The following is a 14,569-nucleotide window of genomic DNA, read 5'->3' on the forward strand; positions in this document are numbered from 1 at the left end:
GCGCTGGCGCCGACTCCGGGCTGCGGCGGCCCGGCGGGACGCTCAAGGCAGCGGGCCCGCCAGATCTTGCCGATCAGGCGGGCCCGTTACGCATGCTTAGTTGTCGAGCGCGGCCTTGGCCGTCGCGACGACATGATCGACCGTGAAGCCGAAGTGCTTGAACAGCACGCCAGCCGGGGCCGATTCGCCGAACGTGTCGATGCCGACCACGCCGCCTTCAAGGCCCACGTACTTGCGCCAGAAGTCGGTCACACCGGCTTCGATCGCGACGCGGCGCACGCCCTTGGGCAGCACGCGCTCACGGTAGTCGGCGTCCTGCTTGTCGAACACATTGGTCGACGGCATGGACACCACGCGGGCGCCGATACCTTCGCGCTGCAGCGCTTCGACGGCCTTCATCGCCAGTTCGACTTCCGAGCCCGTGGCGATCAGGATGATCTTGCGGCTCGGGATGTCGTCGTTCCAGTCCTTGAGGACGTAGCCGCCCTTGGCGATGTTCGCGATTTGCGCGTCCGTGCGCTCGTTGAACTGCAGGTTCTGACGGCTGAAGATCAGCGACGAAGGACCGTGATGCGAGATCGACTCGGTCCAGGCCACCGCGGTTTCCACGGTGTCGGCCGGACGCCAGAGCGTCATGTTCGGGATCAGGCGCAGGCTTGCGACCTGTTCGATCGACTGGTGCGTCGGGCCGTCTTCGCCGAGACCGATCGAGTCGTGCGTGAATACGAAGATCGACGGGCATTTCATCAGCGCGGCCACGCGCAGCGCGTTGCGGCTGTAGTCCGAGAACGTGAGGAACGTGCCGCCGAACGCCTTGTAGCCGCCGTGCAGGTTAAGGCCGTTGAGCGCCGCACTCATGCCGAACTCGCGCACGCCGTAGTTGATGTGGTTGCCCCACTGGATGCCGGTCTCGCCGGCCTTGGCGGCGCGCACGGGCTTCGAAGCCTTCCAGTTGGTGAGGTTCGAGCCGGTCAGGTCGGCCGAGCCGCCCAGCAGTTCGGGCAGTGCGGCGGCGAGGCCTTCGATGGCCTGCTGCGAAGCCTTGCGCGTGGCGACCGTTTCCTTGCGCGAATCCGCGCCGGCGACGATCGCGGCGGCCTTCTGCGCCCAGTCCGCGGGCAGCTTGTGCGCCATGCGGCGCTCGAACTCGGCGGCTTCGGTCGGGTACTTCGACTTGTACGCGGCGAACTGCTCGTTCCATGCCGCTTCGAACTTCGCACCGGCGTCCTTCGCGTCCCAGTCTGCGTAGACTTCCTGCGGCAGCGTGAACGGCTCCCACTTCCAGCCCGCCGCTTCGCGCCACTTGGCGATTTCTTCGGCGCCAAGCGCCGCGCCGTGCACGTCGTGGCCGCCCTGCTTGGTGGGCGCACCCTTGCCGATGATGGTCTTGCAGCAGATCAGCGTGGGCTTGTCCGAGGCCTTGGCCTTCTGGATAGCCGCGTCGACCGCGTCCACGTCATGGCCGTCCACGTGCGGGATCACGTTCCAGCCGTAGGCTTCGAAGCGCTCCGGCGTGTTGTCGTGGAACCAGTTGACGACGTCGCCGTCGATCGAAATGCCGTTGTCGTCGTACAGCGCGATCAGCTTGTTCAGCTTGAGCGTGCCGGCGAGCGAGCAGGCTTCGTGCGAGATGCCTTCCATCAGGCAGCCGTCGCCGAGGAACACATACGTGTGGTGATCGACGATCTTCGCGTCGGCCTTGTTGAATTCCGCAGCGAGCAGCGCTTCGGCCAGCGCCATGCCGACCGAGTTCGCCAGCCCCTGGCCGAGCGGGCCCGTGGTCGTCTCGACACCCGGCGTGATGCCGAACTCGGGGTGACCCGGCGTCTTCGAGTGCAGCTGACGGAAGTTCTTCAGTTCCGCCATCGGCAGGTCGTAGCCCGTCAGGTGCAGCAGCGAGTACAACAGCATCGAGCCGTGGCCGTTCGACAGCACGAAGCGATCGCGGTCACTCCAGAGCGGGTTCGTCGGGTTATGGCGCAGATGGCGCGACCACAGTGCAACGGCGATCTCGGCCATGCCCATGGGCATGCCGGGGTGACCGGAGTTCGCTTGCTGAACGGCGTCCATCGACAGCGCACGAATGGCGTTGGCCATCAACTGGGTGGTAGCGGGGGAGGCGGAGGACGAGGTCGTCATGTCGAGTCCGGAAGTGTGCAAAAAGCGGCGTGGGCGGCGCAGGTCGCGAACAGCGCAAATTGCGAGGGCAAACTGCGGCGCACACAGCAGCGCGGGAGTCCGGAAGCTCGGCAAATCGCCCGCTCAGGCGCACATGCGGCGCCAGGAGACGCGAAACGGCCGGAGCAAACGGAGAGGGCTGCAAAGCGGAATATTCTAGCAGATCATGGGGATGAACCCTGGCCGTAAGGCGCGCGGTATGCGCCGAGCGCGCCGTCGTCCTCGCGTTGGCCTCTGGCGCGGCCCGGGTCCGGTTCACACCCCTATAATGGCTCTGTTGGCCCTATTTACTGCGGGATTTTCGCGTGCTCAGGCGCAACGGCAACACACCTCGACTTCCGTGACCGACTCCCTCCTCTTCCATCCTGCGGCAGACGCGCTCTACGGTTTTCCTGGCGCGCGCCGCCTCGCCGCGGCCGATACGCCGTGGCAGCGCATCGAGGTCTGGGACACGCCGCAACTGGGCTGCCTGTTCACGCTGGACGGCCGCCCGATGACCTCCGCCGGCGACGAGTTCATCTATCACGAATGCATGACGCACCCGGCCGCGCTCACGCATCCCGCGCCGCGCGCGGCGCTCGTGCTGGGCGGCGGCGACGGCGGCGCGGCGCGCCAGTTGCTGCGCCACCCGGACATCGAGCGCATCGTCGTGGCCGAACTGGACCCGGACGTCGTGCGCCTGACGGGCGACTATCTGCCCGAGGTGCGCGGCGACGCCTTCGAAGATCCGCGGGTGGAACTCGTGATCGGCGACGCGGCCGCGTTTGTCGCCTCCGCGCAGGCGCGCTTCGACCTCGTCGTATTCGATCTGACTCCGCCTGACTCGCCGGCTGCGGGCCTCTATACCCCGACGTTCTATGCGGCGCTCAAGCGCGTGATGAGCGCCGACGCGCTCGTCTCGCTCCATCTGGGCTCGCCGTTCCATCATGCGCAGCGCGTGGGCGCGCTGCTCGGCGGACTGCGCGCGGCCTTCGCCGTCGTGCGACCGCTTGCCGCCTACGTGCCGCTCTACGGTTCACTGTGGCTCATGGCGATCGCGAGCGACACGCTCGACCCCGCCGGAGTCGACGAGTCCACGTTGCAGGCGCGCGCCGCCGGGCGGCAACTCGAAGGCTTGCGCTACTACGACCCGCGACTGCACGTGGCGCTGTTAAAGGGTTCATGCACGGCCCGCGATAAACTAGGCAAATTCCTGCCGCTCTAGGGCTCCTGCCCGTGGAGAACGGCCGGTCCCATAGCGCTTTTGTCCCGCGCGCCCTCGCCCGGAGCGGCACGGCGCATCATCCGAACCGCGAATCTGGAGAGACTCGATGACCGCACCCCGTCCTGCCGGCGTGCCATGGCTGACCCCGTATCTGACAGTACGCGACGCGCGCGCGTCGATGGACTTCTATCGGGCAGCACTCGGTTTTGCGGTACGCGACAGCGTGGAGGACGACGGCGCGATCATGCACGTGGAAATGACTTACCACGATCAGTTGATCGTCATGTTCGCGCCGGAGGGCGCGTTCGGCTCGACCGCGCGCACGCCCAAAAGCGCACAGACTGTCGCGCCGCAATCTTTTTATCTGTATGTCGACGATGTCGACGCGGTTTATGCGCGGGCGCTCGAAGCCGGCGCGAAATCGCTGAGCGAGCCGCAGGACCAGTTCTGGGGGGACCGTTTCGCGCAGGTCGAAGACCTAGACGGTTACCGCTGGGCGCTTGCTCGGCACTTGTCCCGATTCAATGAAAAATAGTTCTATGCCCCGCTTTTTCGTCGGCAACGCGCTGCGATCCGACGAGGTCGTCACCCTTCCCGACGAAGTCACGCGCCACGTCCAGGTGCTGCGCCTGCAGCCCGGCGATGCCATCGTGCTGTTTGACGGTCTTGGCGGCGAGTACAGCGCCGAAATTGTCGGCATGGAGCGCCGCGACACGCAGGCGCGCATCGGCCCTCGCCGCGACTTTGAAGCCGAGCCGCCTTACCGCGTCACGCTCGCCCAGGGCATTGCCGGCAACGACAAGATGGACTGGCTGATCGAAAAGGCCGTCGAACTGGGCGCGACGAACTTCGTGCCGCTCACCGCAGCGCGCAGCGTCGTGCGGCTTTCCGGCGAGCGCGCCGTGCGCCGCCAGGCGCACTGGCAGCGCATTGTGCAGGCCTCGTGCGAACAATGCGGACGCAACCGCCTGCCCGACGTCGCGCCCGCGCGTGACATCGCCACATGGCTGGACTCCTTGCCCGGGCGCCCCCGCGAAGGCGAACTGCGCCTGCTGCTCTCGCCGCGCGCGAACGTCGCGTTCTCGACCTTGCCGGTCGAGCCGCCTTCGGGCGAAGTGACGGTGCTGATCGGGCCTGAGGGGGGATTTTCGTCGCAGGAAGAGGAGGCGGCGCTCGACCGCGGCTTCCTCGCCGTGGGGCTCGGGCCGCGCGTGCTGCGCACCGAAACGGCAGGCATCGCCGTGCTCGCGGCGCTCGCCGCACGCTGGGGCGGCTGGTAAGCGCAGCGGGTAAAAATGACAAAGCCCGCCGGAAGGCGGGCTTGCGATTTTCTGTCGCATGCGCGCGACGGAACGTAAGCCGAAGGTCAGGCGAACGAATAAAAAACGCGGAACGGCACCTTGCGCTCGGCCCAGTATTCCGAAGCCTCGCGAAATACATCGAGCAGCGTTTCCCGCCCGTCCTTGTCGAACTTCTGGGCAATCGGCAGTCCTTCCAGCACGATCACGAAACCGGGCTGCTCGCCGGCTTTCTGCACCAGATCGGTCAGGCAGTCGTACAAACCGTCGTAGTTCTTGCCGAAATGCTTCGGAAACAGAAACGAGGTGGCAATCGTCTCGAGTACTTCCTGCCTGGTTTGCGCATTCGCGCAGAACGCATAGAGGAAATGCTGCTGCAGCCGCTGGGCTTCGTCCGAGAGATCCTGAATGCGAAACGCCCGGATCGACTGGACAATATTCGGCTGCACGGTCGAAAACAGGCTCATGGCCCCCTCGTTCGATGAAAGCCCCGCCTCATCCTGGCGCGCCTCGCTGTCGTGCTTCAACTGCATGACGCGCTGGAACAGGTTGCCCTCCCCGGACGCGAACAGATCGCTCGCGACCCGGGGGTCGTGCGCGTAAACGTTATCGCTCATGCCGCTCATCCCGGTGTCAATCAATAATTCGCCTGAAACTGGCGTAGTGGTCGTCGGAGTAGTAACAGTTGTCGGTCCGCTTGCGTGGACCACCGCAAACGATGCGCTTGGCACCGCGGTTGTGCGCGCCCGGCGTCGGGACCGTGTACTCGTGATAGTAGCCCCGCCGCTGCGGTGGCAATATCCGCTCAAAATTCCCGAAAACGACGCCGTCCTTCTCGAAAGGGAACGGGCCGCCCGCCGCAATCAGGCTCAACGTGCCTACCGCCTCACGCGGAAGTTCGTTGACCGAAATGCTGCCGACCGGATTACCCGCCTCTTCCGGCTGACTCGTGCGCGCCTGAGCGCCACCTGCCGCGAACGCTGCGGTTGCGACCAGCGCCACCGCTGCGGCGCGCCGCAAGCCAGACAAACCGCCGCCGAAACAATGAGTTAGACGAGGCGCCATCACCTGGTTCCCGCTTCCCTGGTTACGTGTTCGACGACCATGAAAGGTGTAAGGGTATCGCTAATGATGCCTGGAAGCAACGTTAGTCAGGCGAGGACGACCACAGCTTGACTCCCCACGAGGGTCAAACTGGTAAATTTTACAATCTCATTTCGCGCGATTTTGCTCGCTCGAGCCGGGTCTCGCGCTCAAAAAAAATCGGCGTGCTCACAGGAGCACACCGATTTTCAGGTCCGCGTCACCGGGCGTCCCCGGCGACTCGCAGGACTGCGCTTAACGTGCCGCGTTCACGTCCGCGACGAGCAGCGCCGTCATGTTGACAATGCGACGCACCGTGGCGGAAGCCGTCAGGACGTGCACCGGCTTGGCTGCGCCGAGCAGGATCGGCCCGATGGCGATGTTGTTGCCTGCCGCCGTCTTGAGCAGGTTGTAGGAGATGTTCGCCGCGTCGATATTCGGCATGATCAGCAGATTCGCTTCGCCTTCGAGCGTCGACTCCGGCAGGATCTCCTTGCGCAGGTTCGCGTCGATCGCCACGTCGCCGTGCATTTCGCCGTCCACCTGCAGGTCCGGCGCGCGCTCCTGGAGGATCTCGAGCAGGTCGCGCATCTTCTGGGCGCTCGGCGCGTTGCTCGAACCGAAGTTCGAGTGCGAGCACAGCGCGATCTTCGGCTCGATGCCGAAGCGGCGCACTTCCTCGGCCGCCATGATGGTGATTTCCGCGAGCTGCTCCGGCGTCGGGTCGACGTTGACGTGCGTGTCGGCGACGAAAATCTGCCGGTTCGGCAGCACGAGCGCGTTCATTGCCGCGTAGACGTTGCAGCCGGACCTCTTGCCGATCACCTGGTCGATGAAGTGCAGGTGGCGGTGCGTCGTGCTGACCGTGCCGCAGATCATGCCGTCGGCTTCGCCCTTTTCCACGAGCATCGAGCCGATCAGCGTGGTGCGGCGGCGCATTTCGAGTTTCGCCATTTGCTGCGTGATGCCCTTGCGCGCCATGAGCTTCGCATAGGTCTGCCAGAACTCGCGGTAGCGCTCGTCATGGTCGGTGTTCACGACCGTATAGTCCTGGCCGGCGTGCAGGCGCAGGCCGTAGCGTGCGATACGCTGCTCGATCACCGACGGACGGCCGATCAGGATGGGCTTCGCGAGCTTTTCGTCGACCACGATCTGCACCGCGCGCAGGATGCGCTCCTCTTCGCCCTCGGCGAACACGATGCGCTTCTTCTCCGGCTCCACGGCGCGCGCGAGCTGGAAGATCGGCTTCATGGTCGTGCCGCTGTGGTAGACGAATTGCTGGAGGTGCTGCTCGTAGGCGTCCATGTCCTCGATCGGACGGGTCGCGACGCCCGAGTCCATTGCCGCCCTGGCCACAGCCGGCGCGATCTTGACGATCAGGCGCGGGTCGAAGGGCTTCGGGATCAGATACTCGGGCCCGAACTGCAGATCCTGGATGCCGTAGGCCGTGGCCACGACATCGCTTTGCTCCTGGCGCGCCAGTTCCGCAATCGCGTTCACCGCGGCGATTTCCATTTCGCGCGTGATGGTGGTCGCGCCCGCGTCGAGCGCGCCGCGGAAGATGAACGGAAAGCACAGGACGTTGTTCACCTGGTTCGGGTAATCCGTGCGGCCCGTGGCGAGCACGGCGTCCGGACGCACTTCGAGCGCGAGCTCCGGCAGGATTTCCGGCGTCGGATTGGCGAGCGCGAGAATGAGCGGCTTGGCCGCCATCTGCTTGACCATGTCCTGCTTGAGCACGCCGCCAGCCGAAAGGCCGAGGAAAATGTCGGCGCCTTCGATCACTTCGGCAAGCGTGCGCGCGTGGGTTTCCCGCGCGAATCGCTCCTTGTCGGGGTCCATCAACTCGGTGCGGCCCTTGTAGACCACGCCCGCCAGGTCGGTCACGACGATGTTTTCGAGCGGCAGGCCGAGGTCGACGAGCAGGTCCAGACACGCCAGTGCGGCGGCGCCCGCGCCCGAGGCGACCAGCTTCACGTCCTTGATGTCCTTGCCCACGACCTTCAGGCCGTTCGTGAAGGCGGCCGCCACTACGATGGCCGTGCCGTGCTGGTCGTCGTGGAAGACCGGAATCTTCATGCGCTTGCGCGCTTCGCGTTCGACGATGAAGCACTCGGGCGCCTTGATGTCTTCGAGATTGATGCCGCCGAACGTGGGTTCGAGCGCGGCGATCACGTCGACGAGCTTGTGCGGGTCCGACTCGTTGAGTTCGATGTCGAACACGTCGATGCCCGCGAACTTCTTGAAGAGCACCGCCTTGCCTTCCATCACCGGCTTCGAGGCGAGCGGTCCGATGTTGCCGAGGCCGAGCACGGCCGTGCCGTTCGACACGACGCCCACGAGGTTGCTGCGCGCCGTGAAGCGTGCGGCGTTGAGCGGATTTTCGACAATCGCCTCGCACGCGAACGCGACGCCCGGCGAGTACGCGAGCGAAAGATCACGCTGATTGATCATCTGCTTGGTCGGCGCGATCGCGATCTTCCCGGGCGTAGGGAACTCGTGATAATCGAGGGCGGCTTCGCGAAGCTTGTTCGTAGCGGGATTCGACATGGGGAGGCAGGACGTGGGTGCGGATTAGAATGACAACTCGAACGCTAAGTTTGACCGATTGTAGCGCCAATCCCTGGCAGCATTCCTTTCAGTTCGGGCGCAAGTCCGGCGACCGCGATGGGGGGAAAAGCCATGCCAGGGTGCCCTATGCGGCGACGGCCATATCCCAACTGACATAACCCTTTCGTCATGCTTTCCGAGTTCTCCCTGATCGACCGATATTTTGCGCGTCGAGCGCGCACGAACACGCAACGCGCCACGCTGGGCATCGGCGACGACTGCGCGCTCATCGTGCCCGCCGCGGGCGAAATGCTGGCCGTCTCGACCGACATGCTGGTGGAAGGCCGCCACTTCTTCCCCGACATCGATCCGCATGCGCTCGGCCACAAGGCGCTCGCCGTGAATCTCTCCGACCTCGCCGCGATGGGTGCGCAGCCGCTCGGCTTCACGCTCGCGTTCGCGCTCCCCAAGGCGGACGAGGACTGGCTAGCCGCTTTCAGCGCGGGCCTCTTCGAGCTGGCCGACCGCTTCGACTGCGAGTTGATCGGCGGCGATACCACGGCAGGGCCGCTGAACTTGTGCCTGACAGTGTTCGGCTCCGTGCGTCAGGATGCCGCACTTCGGCGCGACGCCGCCCACGCGGGTGACGACATCTGGGTCTCCGGCACGCCTGGCGACGCGCGCGCGGGTCTCGGCATGATGCGCGGCGAATGGCCGGTGCGCGAGCAGGATGCCGCGCCGTTGCGCCGGGCGCTCGAATACCCCGAACCGCGCGTGGCGCTGGGCCTCGCGCTGCGCGGCGTGGCCCGCGCGGCGCTCGACGTATCGGACGGTCTGGCCGGCGACCTGCGCCATATCCTGGAACGCTCGCACCTCGCCGCGACGATCGACGTCGACGCCTTGCCGCTCTCGCCTGCGCTCGCGCGCCTGCCGCGCGACGTGCAGCTGCAATGCGCGCTCGCGGGGGGCGACGACTACGAACTGTGTTTCACGGCGGCGCCCGCGCGGCGCGACGCGGTCGAGGCGGCCGCGCAACAGGCGGGGGTGCGCGTCACGCGCATCGGTACAATGACTTCCCGCACTTCGCCGCAAGCCGCCCCCGAGATCGCCTGGCGCGACGCGGGCGGCACGCCGCTCAATCTGACGTTGCAAGGTTTCGATCACTTCCATGCAGACTGATCCCACGCCCTCGCCCGCCGGTCAGCCGGCTCCTCCGGCAGGCTCGGCAAGCAACGCCGCCGCACCCGGCACGGGCGCTCAGGCCACTCGCCCGCGCCGCGCCGACGCGCCGTTCATGCTCACCCATCCGCTGCACATCGTTTCGCTCGGCTTCGGCTCGGGACTCTCGCGCCTCGCGCCCGGCACGGCCGGCACGCTGTTCGCCTGGGCGTCCTTCGAGGTGCTCAACCGCTATCTGACGGTGACGGAGTGGGGACTGCTGATCTTCTTCGGCTTCTTTGCGGGCATCTGGATCACGGCCTTCACGGCGAAGAAGCTGCGCACGGACGATCCCTCGGCCATCGTCTGGGACGAGATCGTGGCGTTCTGGCTCGTGCTGCTCATGATCACGCCCGTCGCTTTCGAGGGCCGGCTGTGGGCCTTCGTCGTCTTCCGGTTTTTCGACATGGTGAAGCCGCCGCCCATCCGCTATTTCGACCGGCGCTTCCAGGGCGGCCTCGGCATCATGCTCGACGACATCGTCGCCGCATTCTTTACGCTGCTCGTCATCGCGCTCTGGCGCATGTCGGTGTAGCGCCACCTCGCCGCCAACCCAACGGATTGCTGCAATGGCTACCGATTCCGTCGTCCACCAACTCGCCATCCGCGTCGGCAACAAGCTGCGCGACGGGCGGCTCATGCTCGCGAGCGCCGAATCCTGCACGGGCGGCATGGTCGCCACCGCCATCACCGACATATCCGGCAGCAGCGTCTGGTTCGAACGCGGTTTCGTCACCTACTCGAACCAGGCGAAAACCGAGATGATCGGCGTGCCGCCCGAACTCATCGAAAAGCACGGCGCGGTGAGCGAGCCGGTCGCGCGCGCGATGGCTGAAGGCGCGCTCAGCAACAGCCGGGCACAAGTTTCGCTCTCCATCACCGGCGTCGCTGGACCGGGCGGCGGCACGCCGGAAAAACCGGTCGGCATGGTGTCGTTCGGCTGGAGCAACCGGCTCCATACGAGCGTCGAGACGCTGGTCTTCAAGGGCGACCGCGAACAGATCCGCGTGCAGGCCGCCGCGCACGCGTTGCGCGGGCTGCTCGCGTTCATCGACGAACAGGAACGCTAAAACCGGCCCGCGCCTCGCTGGAGCGCCGGCCGGGCCCACCAAGGAGGCCCATGCCATGACAGCCGCGAATACCGCAGTCGAAGCATTGATCCGCCGCTTCGGGCTCGAACCGCATCCCGAAGGCGGCTACTACAGCGAAACGTATCGAGCCGACAAGCTCGTGCGGCGCGACGGCGCAGCCGCCGCAGAGGGCACGCGCGCAGCCTCGACGGCCATCTACTTCCTGCTGGCCGAAGGCGCCTATTCGGCATGGCACCGCATCCGCTCAGACGAGCTCTGGCACTTCTATGCGGGCTCCCCCCTCGAGATTCATTCGATCGATGAACGCGGCGTGCTCTCCACGCGCAAGCTCGGCCACGCGCTCGACCATCCGGGCACCGTGTTCCAGGCGGTGGTGCCGGCCGGACACTGGTTCGCGGCACGCTGCTGCGATCCTTCGACCTATGCGCTCGTGGGCTGCACGGTGGCGCCCGGGTTCGAGTTCAGCGAATTCGAGATCGCCGATGTGAACGCGCTCGCCGATAAATACCCGCTGCATCGATCGATCGTCGAATTGTTCCGCAAACCGGCATCCGTTGCGGCTGCAGCCGCGAAGAAAGATTAGGCGCGCGGGGTCCGGGGACGCGGATGCGCATGATGCCCAGCTTCGGCCGCCGCCATGGCGCCCCGCCCACTTCGCCGTACGCCGCGCTCGAGGCGCTCCAGCGCAACCTCAGGCGTGAACGGCGCGTCTTCGCACTGCTCACCGGCCTGCTGATCCTTGCAGCGCTGTGCATGGCCGCCGCCGCGCTCGGCGGCATCGGGTTCAGCGCGCTGCGCGCGCAGGCGCTGGAAGCGAACACCCTCAGTGCGAAGGCCAACGCGCGGCTCGACCGGCTGTACACCCTGCTCGGCAGTGCGGGAGTCGTCCTCGTGCTCGAGACCGCCTCGACATCGAAGGCACCGTTGAGCGCCGAGCCAACATCCCGCTGCGCGACGACCTTCGAAGGCATGGACGGGTCGCCCGATCTGAGGGCGGTGTGCGAGCACATGGCTGGGGTGCTCGAGCGCGTCTCGTCCGCCGTTCCCATCATGTTGCTGCGCGCCGACGGCAGCGCGGCCTATAGCCGTGGTGTCGCCCTCGAGGGGTCGCATTTGCGGCCGACCGAAGCCGCGCGCACGCTGGCCGATGCCGCGCTCCTGCAGATCACGACCCGCGGCCTGGATCCGGTCGCGGCAGCCAGAGGGATCAAGGTCGCCTGGTTCCGCCCACCCGAAGCGCTGGGCTTCCCGCCCGATCTCGTGCTCGGTGCGTTGCCGGTGCTCAGGAACGGTACGCTCTACGCGTTCACGATCACGAGCGTCGATCTCGACTCGCTCCTCATCGCCGCCAGCACCAGCGTCCCGTCGATCACCCCCACGCTGTTCGGCGCCGACGGCATCATGCTTGCCGGCCCGCTGCCGCCTGCTGACGCGCAGTCTCTCGACCGACGCCTTGCGAACCTTGCCCCCGGCAACTTCCACGTACTCCCGCGCTTCGGCGTCGCCTTGCGCGAAGCGCCGCTCGTGCATGGCTTCGGACACTTCATGGTGGCGCTGTCGTGGGGCGAACTCTTCGCGATCACGCACACGCCCGTCATCATCGTCCTGATGCTGACGGCCGCCCTCATCGCCTTGCTCACCCTGCTGTCGCGCTACTGGAATCGCCGGGTGCTGACGCGTACCTACGACGAAGCCACGCGCGCGCTCGAAGGCGAGTTGCTCAATCATCTGCTCGTGCACGCCACGCCGGTGGGTCTGTGCATCGTCCGGCGCAGCAACTTCGAGATCGTCGTGGCGAACCAGATGGTGCGCGATGTTCTCGGGATAGACGCGCACGCCACGCGCTTGCCGAACGCACTGTGTGTCGCGTTCGAGCAGCACGGGCCATGGCCCGGACCCGCGAAACACGATGACGAGACCACGGTGTATGAGTTGCCGTATTCGCTGGAGCGGCCCGGCAAGGAAGCGCTCCATCTCGCCATCACCTATGCGCCGGCCACGATGCACCACGAAGCCGTCCTGTTCTGCGCGATAGCCGACATGTCGGAGCGCTACGAAGCCGAGCGCCTGCTGCGCGAAGCCAAGCGCATGAGCGACGAAGCCGCGCGCGCCAAGGTGAGCTTCTTCGCGGCGATGAGCCATGAGATCCGCACGCCGCTCGCTTCGCTCGTCGGCAATATCGAACTCGTCGCGCGCGGGCCGCTCGCGCCGGAACAGAGCGCGCGCGTGCAGGCCATGCAAAACTCCTCGGCTGAACTGCTGCAGATCGTGAGCGATGTGCTCGATTTTTCGAAAATCGACGTCGGTCAGATGAAGCTCGTCGAAGAACCTGGCTCGATTGCGGCACTCCTTGTCCGCATCGCGCTCGGCCATGCACCGCTCGCCGTGCGCCAGCACCTGCCGTTCTATCTCGTGATGGATCGGGCCATTCCGGCGCGGGTTCGCTTCGACGCCGTGCGCGTCGCGCAGATCGCCAACAATCTGCTCAGCAATGCGTTCAAGTTCACCCGCTCCGGGAAGATCGTCCTGCGTGCGCGCTGGAGCGAAGGTACGCTTGCGATCAGCGTGAGCGATTCCGGCGACGGCATCCCCGAAGACCTCAAGCCACACCTGTTCCAGCCCTTCACACAAGGCGACGCCCATCGACTGACGCAAGCGCGCGGCACCGGCCTCGGGCTTTCGATCTGCGCCCGGCTCGCCCAGTTGATGCACGGCCGCGTCGAACTCGACAGCGCGCTCGGCGTCGGGACGCGCGTGGCGGTGACGCTGCCACTGCACCCCGAAGGCGAAGCCACGGCTGGCGATGAATGGACGCTACCCGATGCGCATCCCGCCATCCTGTGCCGCGCGCCGGAGAATCGCGAGTGGCTGGCCAATCTGTTCGACAGCCGCAGCAGCATGCCGACCTTCCTGAGCCTCGAAGCGCCACCGCGTGACGGCACGTTCGACTACCTGCTCGTAACCGACGAATTCACCGGCGACGACATCGCTTCGCTATGGCCTGATCAAGCGAAAATCATATGGCTGCGACAGGACGGACCACTCGTCCCGCTCGAACTCGACGGCGGCGCACTCGTGGTGAGCCTGTACAGTCTCGCGGGCATACGCGCCGCGACGCAGAAGCGGATTCGCAGCCGTGTGGCAGCAGCGCAAGCACAGCAACCCGCAGCGGACCAGCCCGCGACAGATGAGAATTTCGCATCGCTGACTGCGCTGATCGCCGAGGACAACCGGCTCAATCGCGCACTGCTGCGCGACCAGTTGCGCATACTCGGCGCCACCGTCATCGAGGCGAAGGACGGCGAGGAGGCGCTGGCGCGACTCGACGAGCGGCCAGTGGACCTCATCCTCACGGATCTGAACATGCCGGGCATGAACGGCTACGCGCTGCTGGACGCCGTACGCGCAAAGCGCCCTCATCTACCGGTCTACGCGGTGAGTTCGGATGCGCTGCCTGAGCAGATCGCGCAGGGGCGCGCGTTGGGCTTTAGCGACTATCTCACCAAGCCGGTCGCGCTTGCGGAACTCGTCCGCGTGCTGGCCGTCGTGTCGGCGCAGATCAGCGTCGCGGCGAGCGCGACACTCGCAGAGGATTCCGAATCAGATCCACAAGCCCGGCCGCCCCGTTTCCCGCCGCTGCCTGCCGCGCTCGCCGATATTTTCATCGCGCAGGTGGATCACGATATCGTCGATTACGCGCAGATCGCCTCGCAGCGCGACTTCGCGCGGTTGAACGACTGGGCGCATCGCGTGTCCGGCGGACTGGCGGTGCTGGGTCCTTCGAGGATCAATGAAGCCTGCATGGAGTTACGCGCGACGATGCGCGATGCGGGCGGATGGACTGAGGAGGTCGGCGGACTGGCGGCCGCCGTGGCGGCGGAACTCGAAGCACTGCGGGCGCTCGCGCGGCGCTCGCATTCGGGTTAGCCGCGCGGGCGTCGTCAACG

The 14,569-nt window shown here is 66.2% G+C and carries 12 protein-coding genes; 8 read left to right on the plus strand and 4 right to left on the minus strand.

The window, feature by feature from the left end; genetic code table 11:
* Positions 1–96: 96 nt before the first annotated feature.
* A complete protein-coding gene (gene tkt / locus AB3X98_RS32830) occupies positions 97–2,139 on the minus strand; it encodes a transketolase (RefSeq protein WP_069269123.1) in 2,043 nt (680 codons plus the stop codon).
* A gap of 379 nt (positions 2,140–2,518) precedes the next feature.
* Between tkt and speE the strand changes: the two genes are divergently transcribed.
* The 3 genes from speE (at position 2,519) to AB3X98_RS32845 (ending at position 4,662) form a co-directional block, all read left to right on the plus strand.
* Positions 2,519–3,382 carry a polyamine aminopropyltransferase gene (gene speE / locus AB3X98_RS32835; RefSeq protein WP_368605687.1) on the plus strand — a complete coding sequence of 288 codons (864 nt, stop codon included), beginning with the start codon at positions 2,519–2,521 and terminating at the stop codon, positions 3,380–3,382.
* A gap of 106 nt (positions 3,383–3,488) precedes the next feature.
* Positions 3,489–3,917 carry a glyoxalase/bleomycin resistance/extradiol dioxygenase family protein gene (locus tag AB3X98_RS32840; protein WP_069269125.1) on the plus strand — a complete coding sequence of 143 codons (429 nt, stop codon included), beginning with the start codon at positions 3,489–3,491 and terminating at the stop codon, positions 3,915–3,917.
* A gap of 4 nt (positions 3,918–3,921) precedes the next feature.
* Positions 3,922–4,662, plus strand: coding sequence for a 16S rRNA (uracil(1498)-N(3))-methyltransferase (locus AB3X98_RS32845; RefSeq protein WP_368605688.1), 741 nt, complete (start codon positions 3,922–3,924; stop codon positions 4,660–4,662).
* An 86-nt stretch (positions 4,663–4,748) separates the two neighbouring features.
* Here AB3X98_RS32845 and AB3X98_RS32850 read toward each other — a convergent pair whose 3' ends face one another.
* The 3 genes from AB3X98_RS32850 to AB3X98_RS32860 form a co-directional block, all read right to left on the minus strand.
* Positions 4,749–5,306 (minus strand): barstar family protein, encoded by a 558-nt coding sequence (locus AB3X98_RS32850; protein ID WP_069269127.1) that lies wholly within the window; start codon positions 5,304–5,306, stop codon positions 4,749–4,751.
* 7 nt (positions 5,307–5,313) lie between these two features.
* The gene (locus tag AB3X98_RS32855; RefSeq protein ID WP_083245699.1) at positions 5,314–5,745 is read right to left on the minus strand and encodes a ribonuclease; all 432 of its coding nucleotides are present in this window, start codon (positions 5,743–5,745) and stop codon (positions 5,314–5,316) included.
* Between the two features lie 273 nt (positions 5,746–6,018).
* Positions 6,019–8,313 (minus strand): NADP-dependent malic enzyme, encoded by a 2,295-nt coding sequence (locus tag AB3X98_RS32860; protein ID WP_368605689.1) that lies wholly within the window; start codon positions 8,311–8,313, stop codon positions 6,019–6,021.
* Between the two features lie 189 nt (positions 8,314–8,502).
* Between AB3X98_RS32860 and thiL the strand changes: the two genes are divergently transcribed.
* From thiL to AB3X98_RS32885, 5 genes are read left to right on the plus strand one after another with little or no spacing between them, the layout of a single operon-like run.
* The gene (gene thiL / locus AB3X98_RS32865; RefSeq protein WP_368605690.1) at positions 8,503–9,492 is read left to right on the plus strand and encodes a thiamine-phosphate kinase; all 990 of its coding nucleotides are present in this window, start codon (positions 8,503–8,505) and stop codon (positions 9,490–9,492) included.
* Positions 9,482–10,066 carry a phosphatidylglycerophosphatase A gene (locus AB3X98_RS32870; protein ID WP_368605691.1) on the plus strand — a complete coding sequence of 195 codons (585 nt, stop codon included), beginning with the start codon at positions 9,482–9,484 and terminating at the stop codon, positions 10,064–10,066. Before thiL ends, AB3X98_RS32870 begins: the two co-directional genes overlap by 11 nt.
* A 34-nt stretch (positions 10,067–10,100) precedes the next feature.
* Entirely contained in the window at positions 10,101–10,601 is a 501-nt protein-coding gene (locus AB3X98_RS32875; protein WP_069269131.1) for a CinA family protein, read from the plus strand.
* Positions 10,602–10,656: 55 nt separating this feature from the next.
* The gene (locus tag AB3X98_RS32880; RefSeq protein ID WP_368605692.1) at positions 10,657–11,205 is read left to right on the plus strand and encodes a cupin domain-containing protein; all 549 of its coding nucleotides are present in this window, start codon (positions 10,657–10,659) and stop codon (positions 11,203–11,205) included.
* Between the two features lie 29 nt (positions 11,206–11,234).
* On the plus strand, positions 11,235–14,549 hold the full coding sequence (locus AB3X98_RS32885) for an ATP-binding protein (protein ID WP_368605693.1): 3,315 nt from the start codon (positions 11,235–11,237) through the stop codon (positions 14,547–14,549).
* The last annotated feature ends 20 nt before the right edge of the window (positions 14,550–14,569 follow it).

The sequence above is a fragment of the Paraburkholderia sp. BR14312 genome (assembly GCF_040948675.1).
In the GTDB taxonomy this organism is placed as follows: domain Bacteria; phylum Pseudomonadota; class Gammaproteobacteria; order Burkholderiales; family Burkholderiaceae; genus Paraburkholderia; species Paraburkholderia nodosa_A.